The sequence below is a fragment of the Halomonas sp. PAMB 3232 genome (genome assembly GCF_031954225.1).
Lineage (GTDB): Bacteria > Pseudomonadota > Gammaproteobacteria > Pseudomonadales > Halomonadaceae > Vreelandella.
The window spans coordinates 3,068,816-3,086,600 of record NZ_CP134865.1 but is presented as its reverse complement, the minus strand read 5'-3'; the positions used below and the strand labels follow the sequence as shown (position 1 = coordinate 3,086,600).

The window sequence follows — 17,785 nt, the reverse complement described above, 5'->3', positions numbered from 1 at the left end:
GCTCCTTCTGGCCGGCTCAAGGCGCGCCGATCACGGCGAGCTGCTGGTGAAACCAGCCCTGCACGAAGGCGCGGGTGCGCCCGCCTGTGGGGCAGGCGGCGGCCAGGTGCGTGTCGGCGCGGGCCAGGTGAGCGTCCAGGCGCTCGCGCACGGCGCGCTCGCCAAGCGTTGCCACCAGCGTCGACTTGCCGATGTCCTGATGAAGATCCTTGCCGGTGCCCATCACACCGTCGGCCAAATCGTCGATCAATTGAAAGGCCTGACCGAGATCTTCGGCGAACAGCGCAAGCGCCTTTTGGGCGTGCTCGTCGGCGTTGGCCGCCAGGCCTGCCAGTGACAGCGTGGCGCTAAAGAGCTTGCTGGTCTTGAGGTCGTTGGTGGCGAGAATCGCATCGACGCTGCGCGCGCCGGCGCCTTCGCTCAAATCCAGAAACTGCCCCTCGACCAGCCCCTGAAGGCCCACCGCGCGAGCAAGCGTCGAGACCGCCGTCGCGCGGCGTTCGCTTTCAAGCCCGGGCGCCTCGGCGGCGATGGCGTAGGCGTGGCTCAACAGCGCCACCGCCGCCAGAATGGCGACGCTTTCGCCGAACTGGCGATGAATGGTGGGGCGGCCGCGGCGAAGCTCGGCGTTATCCATGCAGGGAATGTCGTCGAGAATCAGGGACGCCGCGTGGATCATCTCCACCGCGCAGGCGAGATCGAGCAGGCCGTCGGTGTCGGCGTCGGCCGTCAGGTCCTGGGCGGTCAGCAGCAGCAGCAGCGGGCGAATCCGCTTGCCCGGGGCCAGGGTGGCCTCGCGCATCGCGCGGGCGACCCGCTCGCTCTCGGGGGCCGCCGGCAGGCGCTCGTCGAGTCGCCGCTCCAGAGCCGCGCGTAGCGCCTCGGTTGGGTCTCGGTGGCTTGTCAGTTGGTCGGCGTCGGCATTCATCAAAGCGGTCCCTGGCGTTTCGTTGTTCGTGGCCATCGTTTTATATCAAGCGGCGAGCACGCAGCGCCGTGCTCGCCAAGGCCTGCGCTCATCGAAGGCCATCATGAAAAAGGTTTTAACATCAACGGACAGTGCTTGAAAGTCACCGAGTTTGAAAGTCACAGCCATTGAACGTCACGGTGCTTGAACGTCACTGTCCGTTCTGGCCGAGCACATGGGCGTCGAATCTGCCCGGCTCGGGCTCGCTTGAGTCGAGCATCGCGTGGAGAAGGTCCATGACGTGGTTGACCTCATAGAGCGTCAGCGGCCCGTCCTTGGCAAAACGCACGCGCCCGGCGGCGTCGTGGACGATGACCGCCGAGCCGCCCCGCTCGAGATTCCAGGCGCTCTGTACCGCGCTCTGGTCGTCCACCACGAACTGCACCTCGGGGACGTCGCGCTTGCTGCCCTCGACGCTTTTGCGCACGAACATCGCGCTCCCGAAGACCGCGTCGTCGGTGTTGACGATGGTGGTGGTCTGAAAGCGCTCGTCGGGAAACCGGGCGGCCTCGATCGCCTCGATGATCGGCGCGTTCAGGTCCTTGGCCGAGAGCCTGCCGGCGACGTGCAGCACCACGCCGACGCTTCCGGCCAGCGCGCTGGTGTCCCAAACCTGGTAGCGAAGCGCGCCCTCGTCGAGCACCACTTCCCCGCGGTCCGCCACGCGCACCGGCGCCGGGGGCTCGCCGGTCTCGAAGGCGAAGGCGGGGGTGAGCGCTGTCGCGACCCAGAGCGCGGCGGCGGTCAGCCCGGCCGCGGTTGAGATGAAGCGGTTTCGCATGGTGCTCTCCCTGGGGCAAGCGGCCCCGGTGCGGGTGGTCGGTGTCGTCAAGGCGATGCGCCGGTCTGGGCAAGGCCGGTCTGGCCGAGCTGGAAAAACTGCTGGCGGCTGCGCTCGACGTAGCTCAGCATTTCGTAATAGCGGCGAATGTTGCGCACGTAGATTACCGGCTCCCCGCCGCGGGCGAAGCCGTAGCGGGTCTGGCTGTGCCAGCGGCGCTGCTGTAAAAGCGGCAGCGCCTCGCGCACGTCTGCCCACAGGTTCGGGTCGCCGCCGCGCATTTGGGCGATGTCGCGGGCATCGAGCAGGTGCCCAAGCCCCACGTTGTAGGCGGCCATGGCCATGTAGAGGCGGTTGTCGCCGATAATCTCCTCGGGCAGGCGCTCCATGAGGCTTCTCAAATAGCGCGCACCGCCGTCGATGCTCTGCGCCGGGTCGCGCCGGTTTTGCACGCCCAGGTCGCTGGCCGTGGGCAGGGTCAGCATCATCACCCCGCGCACGCCGGTGGGCGATACCGCGTCCGCGTCCCAGTGGGACTCCTGATAGCCCACCGCCGCCAGCAGCTTCCAGTCAAAGCCCGTCTCCAGGGCGGCGCGTTTGAACAGCGGCGCGAACTCCGGCAGGCGCTGGTCCAGGTGGCTCAAAAAGGTCCGCGTGCCGACGTACTCCAGATAGTCGTCGTGGCCGAAGTAGCGGCTAATCAGGCGCTCGAGCGCGCCGTTTTCGCGCTGCTCGTCCAGAAAGCGGTCAGCGGCCTCCAGAAGCCCGAGCCCCTGGCCCGCGGGCAGCGCCCAAACCAACGAGCGCGGCTCGCCCACGGCGAAGCCACGCTCGACGTTGGGGAAAAACAGGCGGTTGACGCGAAACTGGTGATCGAAAATCACCGCAGCGTCGAGCTCCTCGTTTTCGACCATCGCCAAAAGCTCGGCGATTTCGCTGCCCTCCAGGGCCTGCCACTCAAGCTCGGGAAGCGTGTCCTTGAGCGATTCGAGCATCTGCTCGGTGCCCGAGGCGCTGAGCGTGCCTACCGTGAGCCCTTCCAGGTCGGCGGGGCCGTTGATGGCGTAGAGCCCGCGGCGATACACCACCAGCGGCTGCATGTCGATGATCGGCCGTGTGTAGTGAAGCCCTGGCGTATTGGGGGAAAGCGGCAGGGCGGCGGCGCCGATATCGCCCTGGCCGCGTACCGCGTCGAGCACCTCGTCTGGTGAGTGGCGCGCGTCGAGATTCAAGCTCACGCCCAGGTACTCGGCAAACCGATGTAGAAGCTCGTACTCGAAGCCGGTCGGCCCCTGGCGGCCCTCGAAGTAGGTCGTGGGCGTGGTGCGGGTGTGCGCGGTGATGAAGTCCTTTTCCAGTACGCGGTCCAGGTGCTCGTGCGGCGTTTTGCCGGCGCCGGCGGGGACCAGCGTCAGCCAGACAATGCTGATGACGGCCCAATAAAGGCGGTAGTGGGCGAGAAAATGTCGGCAGTACAGTGTCGGCATGGCGCGGGGTCGGTGTAAAACAGGCAGTCACCATACCCAGCCCGATAGACGCTGTCACCTTGTCGATTTCGTATCAAAGCCGCTTTCCAGTATCATGTGCGCCTGTCGCACTGCGGCTTGGTGATTTCCCGCTCGAACTCTCTTAGCTTTAGAGGCCCCCAGATATGCTCGAACTGCGAGGCGCGCCCGCCCTTTCTGCCTTCCGTCATGACCGGCTTTTAAAAGCGCTGCGTGAACGCGTTCCCGAAGTGACGGCGCTGGACGCCCACTACGTTCATTTCATCGACTGTGCGGTAGCACTCGACGATACCGCCCGCAGTCGGCTGACCGAGCTTCTGGAGTACGGCAGTTTCACCGCTCAGGAAGCGATCGATAACCCGACCCGCCTGTGGGTGGTGCCGCGTTTGGGCACCCAGTCGCCGTGGTCGACCAAGGCGACCGATATCGCCCATAACTGCGGGCTTGGCGACGTGCGCCGCATCGAGCGCGGCATCGAGTACCAGGTCGGAGGCGAGCGGCTCGACGAGCAGCAGCGGGAAATCATCGCCGCCGAGCTTCACGACCGGATGACCGAAACCGTGCTGTGGGACGACGCCGAGGCGGAAAAGCTTTTTACCCGTCTCGAGCCCGCGCCGCTGGGGTCGGTCGATATCCAGCAGGGCGGGCGCGAGGCGCTGGCGGTGGCCAACGACGAGCTCGGGCTGGCGCTGACCGACGACGAGATCGACTACCTGGTCGACGCCTTCGGTGAGCTGGGCCGCAACCCGAGCGACGTCGAGCTGATGATGTTCGCCCAGGCGAACTCCGAGCACTGCCGCCACAAGATCTTCAACGCCGACTGGGTGGTCGATGGCAAGCCCACGCCCCAGTCGCTGTTCAAGATGATCAAGAACACCTTCGCAAGCTCCCCGGACAACGTGCTCTCGGCCTACAGCGACAACGCCGCGGTGATCAAGGGCAGCCAGGCCGGGCGCTTTTTCCCGACGCCTCTGACCGGCGCCGCCGGCGAGCGCGCGCTGTACGGCGCCCATCAGGAGCCGATCCACATTCTGATGAAGGTGGAGACCCATAACCACCCGACGGCGATCGCGCCGTTTCCCGGGGCGGCTACCGGCTCCGGCGGCGAAATTCGCGACGAAGGCGCCACCGGCATCGGCGGCAAGCCCAAGGCGGGCCTTGCCGGCTTCACCGTGTCGAACCTGCGTATTCCCGAGTTCGTCCAGCCCTGGGAGGCGTTCGATTACGGCAAGCCCGAGCGCATGCAGTCGGCGCTTCAAATCATGCTCGACGGCCCCATCGGTGGGGCGGCGTTCAACAACGAGTTCGGCCGCCCGAACCTGACCGGCTATTTCCGCACCTACGAGCAGGATGTGCTTAGCGGTGATGACATCAAGCGCCGGGGCTTTCATAAGCCGATCATGATCGCCGGCGGTTACGGCAACATCCGCGCCCAGCACGTGCAGAAGGGTGATATCCCCGTCGGCGGCAAGCTGATTGTGATGGGCGGGCCTGCGATGTTGATCGGGCTTGGCGGCGGCGCGGCATCGAGCGTGACCTCCGGCACCTCGAGCGCGGATCTCGATTTTGCCTCGGTGCAGCGCGAAAACCCGGAAATGGAGCGCCGCGCTCAGGAAGTGATCGACCGCTGCTGGGCGATGGGCGACAAGAACCCGATTCGCTTCATCCACGACGTGGGCGCCGGCGGGCTCTCCAATGCGCTGCCGGAGCTGGTCAAGGACGGCAACCGCGGCGGGCTTTTCGACCTGCGCGCGGTGCCCAACGCCGAGCCCGGCATGAGCCCGCTCGAGATCTGGTGCAACGAAGCCCAAGAGCGCTACGTGCTGGCCGTCGCCCCGGAAGACCTCGACACCTTTGACGCCTTCTGCAAGCGCGAGCGCTGCCCTTACGCGGTGGTCGGCGAGGCGCTCGAGGAGCACCATCTGGAAGTGCGCGACGGCCACTTCGAGAGCAAGCCCGTCAATCTGCCGATGAGCGTACTGTTCGGCAAGGCGCCGAAGATGGAGCGCGCGTTCACCCGCGAGCACCCGGAACTTTCCGGGGTAATGCTCGACAACCTGGATCTGCGCGAGGCGCTGGATCGCGTGCTGCGCCTGCCGGCGGTGGCGTCGAAAAGCTTCTTGATCACCATCGGCGATCGCTCGATCACAGGCCAGGTCGCCCGCGATCAGATGGTCGGCCCCTGGCAGGTGCCGGTGGCGGACGTCGCCGTCACTACGGCCAGTTTCGATACCCACGCCGGTGAAGCGATGGCGATGGGCGAGCGTCCGCCGGTGGCGCTGATCGACCCGGCGGCCAGCGCCCGTTTGGCCGTGGCCGAGACGATCACCAACCTGGCCGCTGCGCCGATCGCCAAGCTCTCCGACATCAAGCTCTCCGCCAACTGGATGAGCGCGGCGGATCGCCCAGGCGAAAACCAGGCGCTGTATGACGCGGTCTACGCCGTCGGCATGGAGCTCTGCCCGGCGCTCGGTATCGCCGTGCCGGTGGGCAAGGACTCGATGTCGATGCACACCGCCTGGCAGGGCGAAAACGCCAAAGGCGAGGCAGAAGAGAAGAGCATCACCTCGCCGCTGTCGCTGATCGCGACCGGCTTTGCCCCGGTGACCGATGCGCTCGCCACCCTCACGCCGCAGATCAACATGGAGCAGGAGGAGTCGGATCTGATCCTGATCGATCTGGGCGGCGGCAAGAATCGCCTGGGCGGCTCGGCGCTGGGCCAGGTGTACGGCCAGCTCGGCGACGAGTGCCCGGACGTCGACGACCCGGAGGACATCAAGGCGTTCTTCGAGGTGATTCAGGGGCTCAACCGTGACGGCAAACTGCTGGCCTACCACGACCGCAGCGACGGCGGGGTGCTGGTTACGCTGCTCGAAATGGCTTTTGCCGCCCACGCGGGCCTGGAGATCAAGCTCGACTGGCTAATCGACGAGCCGGTCGAGGCGTTCAGCGCGCTGTTCTCGGAGGAGCTGGGGGCGGTGATCCAGGTCAACCGAGCGCACACCGAAGAGGTGCTGACCCAGTTCGCCGTGGCCGGTCTCGAAACGTGTGGCGTGATCGCGCGCCCGCGCTACGACGACCAGGTGCGTGTGACGCTGTTCGAAGAGCCGCTACTGGAAACCACGCGCCAGCTGACCCAGCGCACCTGGTCGGAGACCAGCTACCGGATGCAGGCGCTACGCGATAATCCGGAGTGTGCGAAGAACGAGTTCGACAACCTGATGGACCTGCGCGACCCGGGCCTTTCCGCGGCGCCGAGCTTCGAGGTCGACGAGGACGTGAGCGCCCCTTATGTCAATACCGCCAAGCCCGCGGTGGCGGTGCTGCGCGAGCAGGGCGTCAACGGCCAGGTCGAAATGGCCTGGGCGTTCGACAAGGCCAACTTCGAGGCCGTCGACGTGCACATGAGCGACATTCTCGAAGGGCGGGTGTCGCTCGATGAGTTCAAGGGGCTGGTCGCCTGCGGCGGCTTCTCCTACGGCGACGTGCTGGGTGCCGGCGGCGGCTGGGCGAAGTCGGTGCTGTTCAACGGGCGCGCCCGCGAGCAGTTCCAGGCGTTCTTCACCCGCGATGATACGTTCAGTCTGGGCGTGTGCAACGGCTGCCAGATGCTTTCGCAGCTGAAACCGTTGATTCCCGGTGCCGAAAACTGGCCGGAATTCCTGCGTAACGAGTCCGAGCAGTTCGAGGCGCGTGTGGCCATGGTGCGGGTCGAGAAGAGCCCGTCGATTCTGCTCTCCGGCATGGAGGGCTCGACGCTGCCCATTGCGGTTGCCCACGGCGAAGGCCGCGCGGCGTTTCGCGACAGCGCCCATCTGCGCCAGATGCAGTCATCCAGCCAGATCGCGCTTCGCTACATCGACAACTACGGCCAGGTCACCACGCGCTACCCGGCCAACCCCAACGGCTCGCCTTCGGGCATCACCGGGCTGACCACGCCGGATGGCCGCGTCACCATCATGATGCCTCACCCGGAGCGCGTCACCCGCGCGGTGACCAACTCCTGGCGGCCCGCCGAGTGGCGTGAGGACGGCGCTTGGCTGCGCCTGTTCAGAAACGCCCGCGTCTGGCTGGGCTGATGTCCGGAGTGCGCCCGGGGCCGCGCTAGGCGGCCCCAAAGGCGGGTGAAAAAAAGCGGTGGCAGGGAGTCTTTCCTGTCACCGCTTTCGCTTGGGGCACGCGTGCAAGAACGCTACAGAACGACCTTTGCGTGTCACACGGGCTACTCCTGGGCGCGAAGTTCGGCTGGCTTCTGCCCGGAGGCCGTGGGCACTTCGAGGTCGCTCTCCAGCTCGCTCAGGGTTTTCTGGTAGCGCTCGACCAGCGCTTCGTAGCGGCCAAAGTCATGGCCGCAGTCCATACAGTAAACGTGGACCGAGTCGCGGCGGGTGGCGGGCAAACGCTTCAAGCGGCTACCGCAGCTGGGGCAATCGGCGCTAAAGTGATTGGTGGGCATATCGCACTCCTTAAACGAAACGTCCTGTGTTCCCGGATACTTAAAAAATGTTAAACCATCTCTCCCTGATCGTGTGATTCGCGTTTTTCCAAAAAGTTCAGTAGCAGGCTAACTAGTTGATGGATAACGATCCGGCAGGCGATTCCCCGGTAGACGGCGGTACCGCCTCACTCCCGCAGCTACGTGACTATCAGCGTCAGGCGGTGACGCGGGTCATCGAGCATTTTCGCGCCGGCAGCGACCCGGGCGTGGTGGTGCTGCCCACCGGCAGCGGCAAGTCGCTGGTGATCGCCGAGCTTGCGCGCCTGGCGCGGGGGCGGGTGCTGGTGCTGGCCCATGTGCGCGAGCTGGTCGAGCAGAACCACGCCAAGTACCAGGCCTACGGGCTCCAGGCGGATATCTTCAGTGCCGGGCTCAAGCGCAAGGAGGCGAGCCGCCAGGTGGTGTTCGGCTCCGTGCAGTCGGTGGTGAGAAACCTCGATGCCTTCGAGGATGACAACTTCACCCTGCTGGTGATCGACGAGTGCCACCGGGTGTCGCTGGAAAAGACCTCGAGCTACCGCCAGGTGATCGCGCATCTCCGGCGCCAAAACCCGTCGCTCAAGATTCTCGGGCTGACCGCTACGCCCTATCGGCTGGGGCAGGGCTTTATCTACCACCGCCACTACCACGGCATGGTGCGCGGCGACGCCGAGAGCTTTTTCACCGACTGCGTGTTCGAGCAGCCGCTGCGCCTGATGGTCAAGAAGGGGTATCTCACCCCGCCCGAGCGCCTCGATATGGCGGTTGCTGGCTATGACTTCTCGCGTCTGGTGCCGGCCCAGGGCGGCCAGTTCGCCGAGCGCGCGCTCAACGAGGTGGTGGCCAAAAGCCGCGCCACGCCCGGCATCGTCGAGCAGATCATCGAGCGCGCCCGCGAGCGCCAGGGCGTGATGATCTTCGCCGCCACCGTGGCCCACGCCGAAGAGATCATGGGGTATCTGCCCGAGGGTGAGGCGGCGCTGATCACCGGTGAAACGAAGGCACTCGAGCGCGAGCGGCTGATCGATGCGTTCAAGGCGCGCGCGCTCAAGTATCTGGTCAACGTCTCGGTGCTGACCACCGGCTTCGACGCGCCCCACGTCGACGTGATCGCGATTCTGCGCCCCACCGAGTCGGTGAGTCTCTACCAGCAGATCGTTGGCCGTGGGCTCAGGCTATCGCCGGGCAAAACCGACTGCCTGGTGCTCGACTACGCCGGCAATCCCTGGAATCTTTACGCCCCGGAGGTGGGCGAGCCGCGCCCGGACAGCGACGCCGAGCCGGTGCAGGTGGTGTGCCCGGCCTGTGAACACGCCAACCTGTTCTGGGGCAAGCGCGACGGCGAGTTTGTCATCGAGCACTTTGGGCGGCGCTGCCAGGGCCTGGTCGAAAATGAGGCCGGCAAGCGCGTGCAGTGTGATTTTCGCTTTCGCTTCAAGGTGTGCGATCAGTGCGGCGCCGAGAACGACATCGCCGCAAGGCGCTGCCACGGTTGCCAGACGCTGCTGGTCGACGCCGACGACAAGCTCAAGGACGCGCTGAAGCTGAAAGACGCGAAGGTACTGCGGGTCAGCGGCATGACGCTCGAGGCCACTATCAACGGCCGAGGGCTTCCCCGGCTCAAGATCACCTATTTCGACGAGGACGGGACGAGCTTGAGCGAGTGGTTCGCGCTGGAAACCGCCGCCCAGCGCCACGCCTTTTACCACGCTTTTCTGCATGACCACGCTCGCGCCCCGGGCGTCGAGTGGAAGCCCACGTCTGCCGAGGAGGTGGTCGCCGAGCGTCATCGGCTGCGCCGTCCGGATTTCGTGGTAGGGCGCAAGGTGGGACGCCACTGGCAGCTGCGCGAGAAGCTCTTCGACTACCAGGGGCGCTACCGCAAGGCCTTCGATGCCGGCGGCGATGTCACCTAAGGCGTGCGCTGTTACACTGGCGCCTGATTGAACCACCGCCTTTGTGCCAACAAGGAACACCACCCGCGTGAGCGAAACGCTGGAGCCCGACAACGAGATCGAATCCGCCCTCGACGAGCCGGTGGTAGAGGCGCTTGGGCGGCTGTTCGACGAGCCGATCACCCAATTGCCCGAGGATCTCTACATTCCGCCGGAGGCGCTGCGGGTGTTTTTAGAGGCCTTCGAGGGGCCGCTGGATCTGCTCTTGTACCTGATTCGTCGCCAGAACCTGGACATTCTCACGGTCAACGTTGCCGCCATCACCCATCAGTACATCGAGTACGTGGAGCTGATGAAGGCGATGCAGATCGAGCTTGCCGGCGAGTATCTCTTGATGGCCGCGATGCTCGCCGAGATCAAGTCGCGCACGCTGTTGCCGCGCCCGCCGAAGGAGGAGGGCGAGGAGGAAGAGGACCCGCGTGCCGAGCTGATTCGCCGGCTGCAGGAGTACGAGCGCTTGAAGGAGGCCGCCGAGACGCTGGATACGCTGCCGCGGGTGGGGCGCGACTGGTTCAGTGCTCAGGCGGGCCTGCCGCCGATCGAAACCCGGGTGATCCACCCGGACGTCGAGCTCGATGAGCTGCTCGGCGCGCTCTCGGGGATTCTCAAGCGTGCCGAGCTGACCCAAAGCCACCAGGTGAGCCGCGAGGTGCTCTCGACCCGCGAGCGGATGCTCAAGATCATGGAGGTGCTCGCAAGCGACGACGCCCAGGGGCGCTACACGCCGTTTGAAGCGCTTTTTACCCTGGAGGAGGGGCGCGGCGGCGTAGTGGTCACCTTCATGGCGATCCTCGAGCTTGCCAAGGAGGCGATGATCGAGATCGTGCAGAACGCCCCGCTCTCGCCGATTCACGTGCGCGCCCGGCCAGCGGCGCTGGCCGATGACGAAAGCGCCTTCGAGCTCGAGGAGGACGAAAGCGACGCCTTCGAGGATGCCGAGGCCACCTTCGGTGCCGACGACGACCCTTTGGATACCGGTGAGAATGAGCCGTGAGTACGACCCTGACGAACAGCACCTTTGGTAAAAGCACGACGCTGGACGAGATTCTCGAGGCGGCGCTACTGGCCGCCGGCGAGCCGCTGAGCCTGGAGCGGCTGGAGACCCTGTTTCTCGACGGCGAAAGCCCCGGGCCCAAAACGCTTCGCGAGGCGCTCGGGCGTCTTTCCGAGCGCCACGAGGCCGGGGCGCTGGAGCTGGTCGAAACCGCCTCGGGCTTTCAACTGCGTATTCGCCCGCGCCTTTCTCAGTGGGTCTCCAGGCTTTGGGACGAGCGGCCCCAACGCTACTCCCGGGCGCTTCTGGAGACGCTGGCGCTGATCGCCTACCGCCAGCCGGTCTCGCGCGGCGACATCGAGGAGGTGCGCGGGGTGAGCGTATCGAGCTCGATCATGCGCACGCTGATGGAGCGCGGCTGGATTCGCGTTGTCGGTCATCGCGACGTGCCGGGCCGCCCGGCGGTGTACGCCACGACGAGAAGTTTTCTCGACGATTTCGGCCTGAAAACGCTGGACGCGCTGCCGCCGATGCACGAACTGACCAGCCAGGAAGAGCTCGATATCGATGACCAGGCGCCTGCGGCGCACGACGACGTGGAATCTTCATCGGCCGAAGCGGTCGAGACACTGGACGAACGCGCCGAAACCGGGCAGGATGCGCCCCCCGATACGGGCGACGCTTCTCTAGAAGACGACGCCCACCCCCACGCCGAGACGGCGTTAACCCTGCCGCTGAGCTTTGCCGATCTTGAGGCGCGGCTCGCGGCGCGCGCGGCGGAAAAACGTGACCCGCCCGCGTCGACAGACAAGAGGTCCGACGACCATGAGCCAGAATAAGCAAACCCCACCCCCCGGTAGCGAAAAGCTGCAGAAAGTGCTGGCCCGCGCCGGCTTCGGCTCGCGCCGCGAGATGGAAACCGTGATCAGCGATGGCCGCGTCAAGGTCAACGGTCAGGTCGCCAAGCTCGGCGACCGGGTCGAGGAGCGCGACAAGGTCAGCTTCGACGACCGCCCGGTGTCGCTGCGCCCGGAGGCCGAGGTGCCCAGGCGCGTGCTAATGTACAACAAGCCCGAAGGCGAGCTCTGCACGCGCAAGGACCCGGAAGGCCGACGCACGGTGTTCGAGCGCCTGCCGCGCCTGAAAGGCGAACGCTGGATCGCGATCGGGCGCCTGGATATCAATACCAGCGGCCTTCTGCTGTTCACCACCGACGGTGAGCTCGCCAACCGCCTGATGCACCCCTCTACCCAGGTCGAGCGCGAGTACGCCGTGCGCGTCATGGGTGAGGTGAAGCAGGAGCACATCAAGGCGATGGTCGACGGCGTCATGCTCGAGGACGGCCCGGCGCGCTTTACCGACGTGCAGGAGTTCGGCGGTGAAGGGATCAACACGTGGTTTCACGTGGTGATCATGGAGGGCCGCAACCGCGAGGTGAGAAGGCTCTGGGAGTCGCAAAACCTGACCGTGAGCCGCCTGAAGCGCGTGCGTTACGGCAACATCTTCCTCGACAAGCGGGCCAAGGCCGGCGAGTGGATCGAGCTCAGCCAGGACGAGATCGACGATTTGGCCACCCTTGCCCAGCTCGAAGCACGCAAGGTGCCCGAGCTCACCCCGGACGAGAAGAACCGCTGGAGCCGCGACAAGCACAAGCGCCGCCCGGTACAGGCGATGCGCAAGCCCAAGCGCCGCTAAGATTCTCGAACAGCCCGGCCCTCTTCGCGTTTACTACTCGCTGCGAAGAGGGCCGGGCTTTTTTATCGAAAGGAGTCGATGATGGTCTTTTTCCAGTGTGTGGCGATCATCCTCTATTGGCTATGAGTCCTGAGCCTGGTTCGCGAAGAGGGCCACCGGGCGGCACCAGCCGGCCGAGCCGCGAGCGACCTTGACCGGGAAGCAGATCACCTCGAAGCCGGTATCCGGCAGCAGGTCGAGATTGGCAAGCTTCTCCATGTGACAATAGACGGTATCGGCCCCGGCCTTGTGGCCTTCCCAGAAAAGCTCCCACTGGTCGGTCGCCCTGGCCTTCTCGGCCACTGCCTTGAGCGGTGCGTCCCAGCTCCAGGCATCGGTCCCACAGACTTTCATGCCGCGCTCGGTCAGCCAAAGTGTCGCCTCGCGGCCGATGCCGCAGCCGGCGGCGACATAGCCGGGCTGGCCGTAAAGCGCACCGGCGCTTGTGTTGACCAGCACGATGTCGCCGGGCTGTAGCGCGTGGCCGATGCGGGCGAACTCGGCCTCCATCTCGGCGGCGCTCACTACGTGGCCGTTAGGCAGGTGACGAAAGTCGAGTTTCACGCCCGGCCCCATGCACCATTCCAGCGGCACCTCGTCGATAGTGATGGCGCGTTCGCCCTTGTTCATGGTGGGGTGATAGTGCCAGGGCGCGTCGAGATGGGTGCCGTTATGGGTGGACAGTTTCAGCCGTTCGACCGCCGCTCCCGCGCCATCCCGCTGGTGCTCGACGGGGATGCCGAACATCTGCGCGTATTCGCGCGCACCGCCCTCGTGATCCATGTACTCGATTGCTGGGCCCATGCCCGGCGGGTCCGCGGGCACCTCGTCGGTAAGCGTGACCGAAAGGTCGATGATTCTGCGGCTCATGTCCGTCCTCCCTTGATGACCTTCTGGTCGATAGCCCCGAAAAGCGGCGTCTGGTCGCGGCTGCGGCACTCCATGGCAACGCGATCACCGAACCCCATGAAGGGCGTGCTCGGCGCACCCTCATCCAGCAGTTCGATCGCCCGGCGTTCGGCCAGGCAAGACGAGCCGACCTCGCGGTAGTTGTCGTTGGAAACGGTGCCCGAGCCGAGCACCGTTCCGGCCACCAGATCGCGCGAATGCGCGGCATGGGCGAGCAGTTCGTCAAAACCGTAGCTCATTGGGTAACCCTCGGCATGGCCGAAGGAGGCGCCATTGAGCGTGACCGTCAGAGGCAGGTCGACCCGCGCGTCGCGCCAGGCCTCGCCCAGCTCGTCAGGCGTGAGAGCGACCGGCGCAACGGCGCAAGCTGGCTTGGCCTGAACCCAGCCAAAGCCGGTTTTCATCTCGATGGGCGCCAAGCGGCGCAGCGACCAGTCGTTGATCTGCACCACCAGCCGGATGCGTGCGGCGGCCTCGGCAGGTGTGCTGCCCATCGGGACGGCATCGCAGATCACCCCAAATTCGCCTTCGAAGTCGATGCCGTCCTCTTCGGAAGGCAGCGGGATGTCGTCGGTGCCCCCATAAAAGCGGTCGGACATTCCCTGATACATCAATGGCCGACCCTTGGGGTTGGGATCGAGGCCGAAAACCTTCTGCATCAGATCGCCGTGGCTGTCGTAAGCCGAGCCGTCGAGCCATTGCCACGCGCGGGGCAGGGGCGCACGAGCGGCGGTGGGATCGAAAGGCGCGCCACCTCCCTCGTTCAGCGCCGCGTATTGCGCCTCAAGCGCAGGCGAATGGGCGTCCCAGTTCTCCATGAGGGAAAGCAGCGTTTGCACCCCCTCGGCGGGGATGCAGCGGGCGTTGTCACGGGAGACGAGGTGCAGTCTTCCGTCGGGGCTGCCATCGGGCAGGGTGGCGAAACGCATGTCAACTCTCCATGCCCGTGGTTGCCGAAAGCCTCCCGCCGAGGGTCTGGGCGAACCAGTCTGCGATGAAGTTGCGGCCGTAGGTCATGTTGTCCGCGCCAACATGCTCGACCCCGCCCTCGCGGTCGGTGAAGATCTTCAGCTCGCGACGGGGCGAATTGACCAGTTGATCGTAGCTCTGGTGTGCGTAATCGAGCGCGATCTGCCGGTCGTTAGCACCGTGGGTGACGAGGAAGGGCACCTTGATCTTCTCCATCTGCCCATCGAGGCAGAAGCCAGACGCCTTGGTGAGGAAAGTGTCCATGTCGTCGGTGCCGAATACCCACATCACGTGGTTCCAGTAGTGCGGCACCGGGTTCTCGCCTTCGCGCTTGAGGCGCTTCTGCTGCACTTCGGCCCAGTTGTGGTTCGCGCCCCAGACCGCGCCAGAGGCGTAGCGCGGTTCGTTGGCGCAGACTCGCGGCGCATAGTAGCCGCCAAGCGAGATGCCGGTGATGCCGATACGGTCCGCGTCCACGTCAGCGCGCGCGGCCAGCCATTCGTAGATCGGCGTGCCCCATTTTTCGCTGTCGTAATGCGCGGGCAGATCCTGTAGGCGCAGGCTCTCGCCGGTGCCGGGCTGGTCGACGCAGAGCGTTGCAATGCCGCGCTTGGCCAGCTCGTGCGGAAGGAACGACCAGTAGAGCAGCTCCTTGCAGCTATCGAGTCCATTAAGATAAACCACCGCCGGTGCCGGGCCAGAGACGCCTTGCGCCGGCGTGTAGAGCACCGGGATGACCTTATCGCCATAGGGAACTTCAAAGCGCTGCACATTCTCGCCAGACTGCCGGGTGCCTTTCAGGAAGTTCTCAAGCCCCTTCTTGTAGGTCACCATACGCTCAGGGTCGCCCTGGCCCTGCATGCGTTCTGCAAGGATGTAGTAAAGCGCCGCGCGCTTGCGCTTGTCCCCGGCCGAGAAGAGCTTGCCCTCGGCTTCCTCTTCATCGGCGATGGCGCTCAGCTTGTCGGCGACCCGCACCCATTCGACCATGAAATCCTGGGTTCCCGCGTCCGCGCCATCCTTCGCCTTCTCGAGCAGCGGCTGGCACATGTCCATGATTTCACCGATCTCCGCGCCCGAGGCGAGCGCGATGGAAACCGTAAGGTTCCAGACATAGTTTGGAAAATAGTCGAACATGGCCATGTATAAGCTCCTTGATGTGTCGCAGTAAGCGGGCGCTTTGCCCTTCGGGCCGAAAAGTAGACACGACCCCAATATTCGGAAAATGGAAAAGCATGATCCCAGCCATTCACGGCGTGAATGACCGGGCAGGAGGTCAGAAGTCCTGCAGGTCTTCGGCGATGGCAATTTCACCGTCGAAACCGGCGCGGATCTGTTCAATCCAACCTTCGGTCTGCTCTTGCGTGATATGAGCGCCGGCCACGAGGTGCGTGGCGACGACGCTGGACACCCCCGCCTCCGCGGCCATGCGGCCGACCTGCTCGGGGCTGACATGGTGTTCGGCAAGGTGCCATTCGATCTCTTCGAGCAGGTGTTCGGGCGCGCTGCGACGCACGTTCTCCATCACCGCGGGCAGATCGATCAATTCGGAGACCAGCAGATCCGCATCCTTGGCCAGAGCGATCACCTCCTCGGACCAGCCGGTGTCGCCGGTATAGACGATCGACCGATCCGGCGTGTCGAAGCGGAAGGAGAGCGACTCGTATTTGTCTTCGAGGTCGGACCCGTCGGGGAAGCTGTAATGCGCGTTCTTCGCCACGGTCACCGTCACGTCACCAAGCTCCAGGGTGTCGCCGTCGCGGATCTCGCGCACCTGCACCAGTTGCTCGGGGGTCATGATCTCGGCATCCTCCATGCCGTAGGCGGCTTCCATCGCCGGTCCCATGCCTTCGACAATGCCGTTGATCAGCGCGGCGGTGCCCGGCGGTCCGTAGATCATCACGGGCTTGGCCGGGTTGGTCTGGAAGCGCAGGCCAAGCACTGCCAGCAGCCCGCCGGCATGGTCGAAATGAAGGTGGCTGAGCAGAACGTCGTCGATATCGCCCATGCGCACACGTTTCGCTGCAAGACGGATCGACAGGCCGTCGCCGGCGTCGACCACGATGTTGCGGCCATTGACCTGCAGCAGGTTGGCGGGCTGCGAACGCTCGGCGCTGACGATCGGACCTCCGCCGCTGCCGAGCACGGTAAAGGTGGTTTCGGCTGCCGCGGGCAACGCTGTCAACGCGGTAAGAGCCAGCGCGGTTGCAGTACGCTTGATCATGTCCGGGTTCCCCTTCTTGGTCACGAACCCGCCAAAGCGGCGGATTTTGTTGTTTTCGGTAGGCCCTGCGCGCGGGTGCCGCGGGCAAAGCAGGTAACAGAGAGTGCGGCGACGATCACCGCGGTCATGCCGAGCGCGCCGATGCCAAAGCTTTCCATCAGGATGCCACCGATGATGGGACCGAGCGCCGAGCCGGTCATCAGCATCGCCGGGGTCGCGGCCACGGCGCGGCCCGTTGGGTCCATGCGCGCCAGCAGGCCGAAGGCGAAGGTGTGGGTGAAGATTTGGACCGCCACAAAGAACGCGGCGACCGGCGCCCATACGGTCAGCACCGTGGCAAAGGTCAGAACCAGCGCAAAAGTGGCCTGGACGACCGGCCCGGCCAGCACGACACTGCGTGCCGAGAGGCGCTTTTCCAACAGTGCGGCGAGCGGCGCCGGGCCGACGAAGTTCACGATGCCGAGGGCGATCAGCGTGCCGACGATGGCTTGCGGGGCGAAGTTGCGAGCATTGCCGATGACCTCGACGAACGAAAAGACCATCGCCTGGTTGAAGGTCATCAGGCTGACACCCGCCACCACGGCAAGCACACCTGCGGCGAAAGGTGCACGGCTCGTTACGCCCTTTGCATGCCCCGCCACATTAGGAAATGCCAGCAACATGGCCAGTGCCGCCAACGCCATGATCGCGCCGAAGGTGTAGAACAGAATCTGTCCGCCGTGCAGCGCCAGCAGTTGCGGCACCGCGGCCATGTAGATCACCCCGAAGAGGCCTAGCCCTGCGCCCGCGAAGGCGAACAGCCGGTGCGGGTTGGCCGCCCGGCCCATGCTGCCGTGCACGAGGCTAAGCGCCATGCCGGTAGCGATCCCGCCCAGCAGATGCAGTACGGCCAGCGGAACAAAACCGGTTTGTCCAGCAGCCAGCAAAAAGGCCAGCGCCGAAAGCGCGTAGCCTGTCACCGCCAGCGCCTTACGTGGCAGCCGGTTGAAGTTGCGGGCGGTCAGAACACTTGCGATCACCGCGCCGATCAGGAACAGCGTCACCAGCGCCCCGGCCTCGCGCGGACCGAAGCCGAAACGCACGATTAGTGCACCCACCCAGACCGGCAGCGCCACCAGATCGATCAGACCCGCACAATGCCCGACGATCAGCGCGATAGCCCCGGTTTTGCCCAATTCTCCCTTCGTCGGAACAGACCCGGCGTGTAGTTGTGTTTCCGTCATATGTTCATCCCCCCTCTAGTGGGCCGACCTTGTGCCCCTGATTGTTA

The 17,785-nt window shown here is 65.2% G+C and carries 14 protein-coding genes; 5 read left to right on the top strand and 9 right to left on the bottom strand.

The window, feature by feature from the left end; all coding sequences use genetic code 11:
- Positions 1-16: 16 nt before the first annotated feature.
- From RN346_RS14100 to mltF, 3 genes are all read right to left on the bottom strand, one after another.
- Positions 17-928 (bottom strand): polyprenyl synthetase family protein, encoded by a 912-nt coding sequence (locus RN346_RS14100; protein ID WP_311961484.1) that lies wholly within the window; start codon positions 926-928, stop codon positions 17-19.
- A 190-nt stretch (positions 929-1,118) separates the two neighbouring features.
- On the bottom strand, positions 1,119-1,748 hold the full coding sequence (locus RN346_RS14095) for a YtfJ family protein (RefSeq protein WP_263586189.1): 630 nt from the start codon (positions 1,746-1,748) through the stop codon (positions 1,119-1,121).
- 47 nt (positions 1,749-1,795) lie between these two features.
- The gene (gene mltF, locus RN346_RS14090) at positions 1,796-3,235 is read right to left on the bottom strand and encodes a membrane-bound lytic murein transglycosylase MltF (protein ID WP_311961483.1); all 1,440 of its coding nucleotides are present in this window, start codon (positions 3,233-3,235) and stop codon (positions 1,796-1,798) included.
- A 164-nt stretch (positions 3,236-3,399) separates the two neighbouring features.
- Between mltF and purL the strand changes: the two genes are divergently transcribed.
- The gene (gene purL / locus RN346_RS14085) at positions 3,400-7,332 is read left to right on the top strand and encodes a phosphoribosylformylglycinamidine synthase (RefSeq protein WP_311961482.1); all 3,933 of its coding nucleotides are present in this window, start codon (positions 3,400-3,402) and stop codon (positions 7,330-7,332) included.
- Positions 7,333-7,475: 143 nt separating this feature from the next.
- Here the strand turns inward: purL and RN346_RS14080 are convergent, their stop codons facing one another.
- Positions 7,476-7,709, bottom strand: coding sequence for a zf-TFIIB domain-containing protein (locus RN346_RS14080; RefSeq protein ID WP_311961481.1), 234 nt, complete (start codon positions 7,707-7,709; stop codon positions 7,476-7,478).
- Between the two features lie 119 nt (positions 7,710-7,828).
- Between RN346_RS14080 and RN346_RS14075 the strand changes: the two genes are divergently transcribed.
- The 4 genes from RN346_RS14075 to rluB all read left to right on the top strand — a co-directional run bounded on the left by RN346_RS14075 (position 7,829) and on the right by rluB (position 12,374).
- Positions 7,829-9,646: a DEAD/DEAH box helicase gene (locus RN346_RS14075; protein WP_311961480.1), complete on the top strand. Its 1,818-nt coding sequence runs from the start codon at positions 7,829-7,831 to the stop codon at positions 9,644-9,646.
- Positions 9,647-9,713: 67 nt separating this feature from the next.
- On the top strand, positions 9,714-10,679 hold the full coding sequence (locus RN346_RS14070; RefSeq protein WP_409335769.1) for a segregation and condensation protein A: 966 nt from the start codon (positions 9,714-9,716) through the stop codon (positions 10,677-10,679).
- A complete protein-coding gene (gene scpB, locus RN346_RS14065) occupies positions 10,676-11,518 on the top strand; it encodes an SMC-Scp complex subunit ScpB (protein ID WP_311958620.1) in 843 nt (280 codons plus the stop codon). Before RN346_RS14070 ends, scpB begins: the two co-directional genes overlap by 4 nt.
- Positions 11,505-12,374, top strand: a complete 870-nt coding sequence (rluB, locus tag RN346_RS14060; protein ID WP_263586195.1) for a 23S rRNA pseudouridine(2605) synthase RluB — start codon at positions 11,505-11,507, stop codon at positions 12,372-12,374. Before scpB ends, rluB begins: the two co-directional genes overlap by 14 nt.
- A 120-nt stretch (positions 12,375-12,494) precedes the next feature.
- Here the strand turns inward: rluB and RN346_RS14055 are convergent, their stop codons facing one another.
- The 5 genes from RN346_RS14055 to RN346_RS14035 all read right to left on the bottom strand — a co-directional run bounded on the left by RN346_RS14055 (position 12,495) and on the right by RN346_RS14035 (position 17,738).
- Positions 12,495-13,283, bottom strand: a complete 789-nt coding sequence (locus tag RN346_RS14055) for a cyclase family protein (protein WP_311961479.1) — start codon at positions 13,281-13,283, stop codon at positions 12,495-12,497.
- A complete protein-coding gene (locus RN346_RS14050) occupies positions 13,280-14,251 on the bottom strand; it encodes a fumarylacetoacetate hydrolase family protein (RefSeq protein ID WP_263586197.1) in 972 nt (323 codons plus the stop codon). Before RN346_RS14050 ends, RN346_RS14055 begins: the two co-directional genes overlap by 4 nt.
- Before the next feature lies 1 nt (position 14,252).
- A complete protein-coding gene (locus RN346_RS14045) occupies positions 14,253-15,434 on the bottom strand; it encodes an alpha/beta hydrolase (protein ID WP_311961478.1) in 1,182 nt (393 codons plus the stop codon).
- 133 nt (positions 15,435-15,567) lie between these two features.
- On the bottom strand, positions 15,568-16,515 hold the full coding sequence (locus tag RN346_RS14040; protein ID WP_263586199.1) for an MBL fold metallo-hydrolase: 948 nt from the start codon (positions 16,513-16,515) through the stop codon (positions 15,568-15,570).
- A 20-nt stretch (positions 16,516-16,535) separates the two neighbouring features.
- Entirely contained in the window at positions 16,536-17,738 is a 1,203-nt protein-coding gene (locus tag RN346_RS14035; RefSeq protein WP_311961477.1) for an MFS transporter, read from the bottom strand.
- Positions 17,739-17,785 lie beyond the last annotated feature (47 nt).

Coding starts and splice junctions, on each gene's coding strand:
- RN346_RS14055 (WP_311961479.1), bottom strand. CDS start 13,283: ATGAGCCGCAGAATCATCGACCTTTCGGTCACGCTTACCGACGAGGTG.
- RN346_RS14100 (WP_311961484.1), bottom strand. CDS start 928: ATGAATGCCGACGCCGACCAACTGACAAGCCACCGAGACCCAACCGAG.
- purL (WP_311961482.1), top strand. CDS start 3,400: ATGCTCGAACTGCGAGGCGCGCCCGCCCTTTCTGCCTTCCGTCATGAC.
- RN346_RS14040 (WP_263586199.1), bottom strand. CDS start 16,515: ATGATCAAGCGTACTGCAACCGCGCTGGCTCTTACCGCGTTGACAGCG.
- RN346_RS14035 (WP_311961477.1), bottom strand. CDS start 17,738: ATGACGGAAACACAACTACACGCCGGGTCTGTTCCGACGAAGGGAGAA.
- RN346_RS14080 (WP_311961481.1), bottom strand. CDS start 7,709: ATGCCCACCAATCACTTTAGCGCCGATTGCCCCAGCTGCGGTAGCCGC.
- mltF (WP_311961483.1), bottom strand. CDS start 3,235: ATGCCGACACTGTACTGCCGACATTTTCTCGCCCACTACCGCCTTTAT.
- RN346_RS14050 (WP_263586197.1), bottom strand. CDS start 14,251: ATGCGTTTCGCCACCCTGCCCGATGGCAGCCCCGACGGAAGACTGCAC.
- RN346_RS14095 (WP_263586189.1), bottom strand. CDS start 1,748: ATGCGAAACCGCTTCATCTCAACCGCGGCCGGGCTGACCGCCGCCGCG.
- rluB (WP_263586195.1), top strand. CDS start 11,505: ATGAGCCAGAATAAGCAAACCCCACCCCCCGGTAGCGAAAAGCTGCAG.
- RN346_RS14075 (WP_311961480.1), top strand. CDS start 7,829: ATGGATAACGATCCGGCAGGCGATTCCCCGGTAGACGGCGGTACCGCC.
- RN346_RS14045 (WP_311961478.1), bottom strand. CDS start 15,434: ATGGCCATGTTCGACTATTTTCCAAACTATGTCTGGAACCTTACGGTT.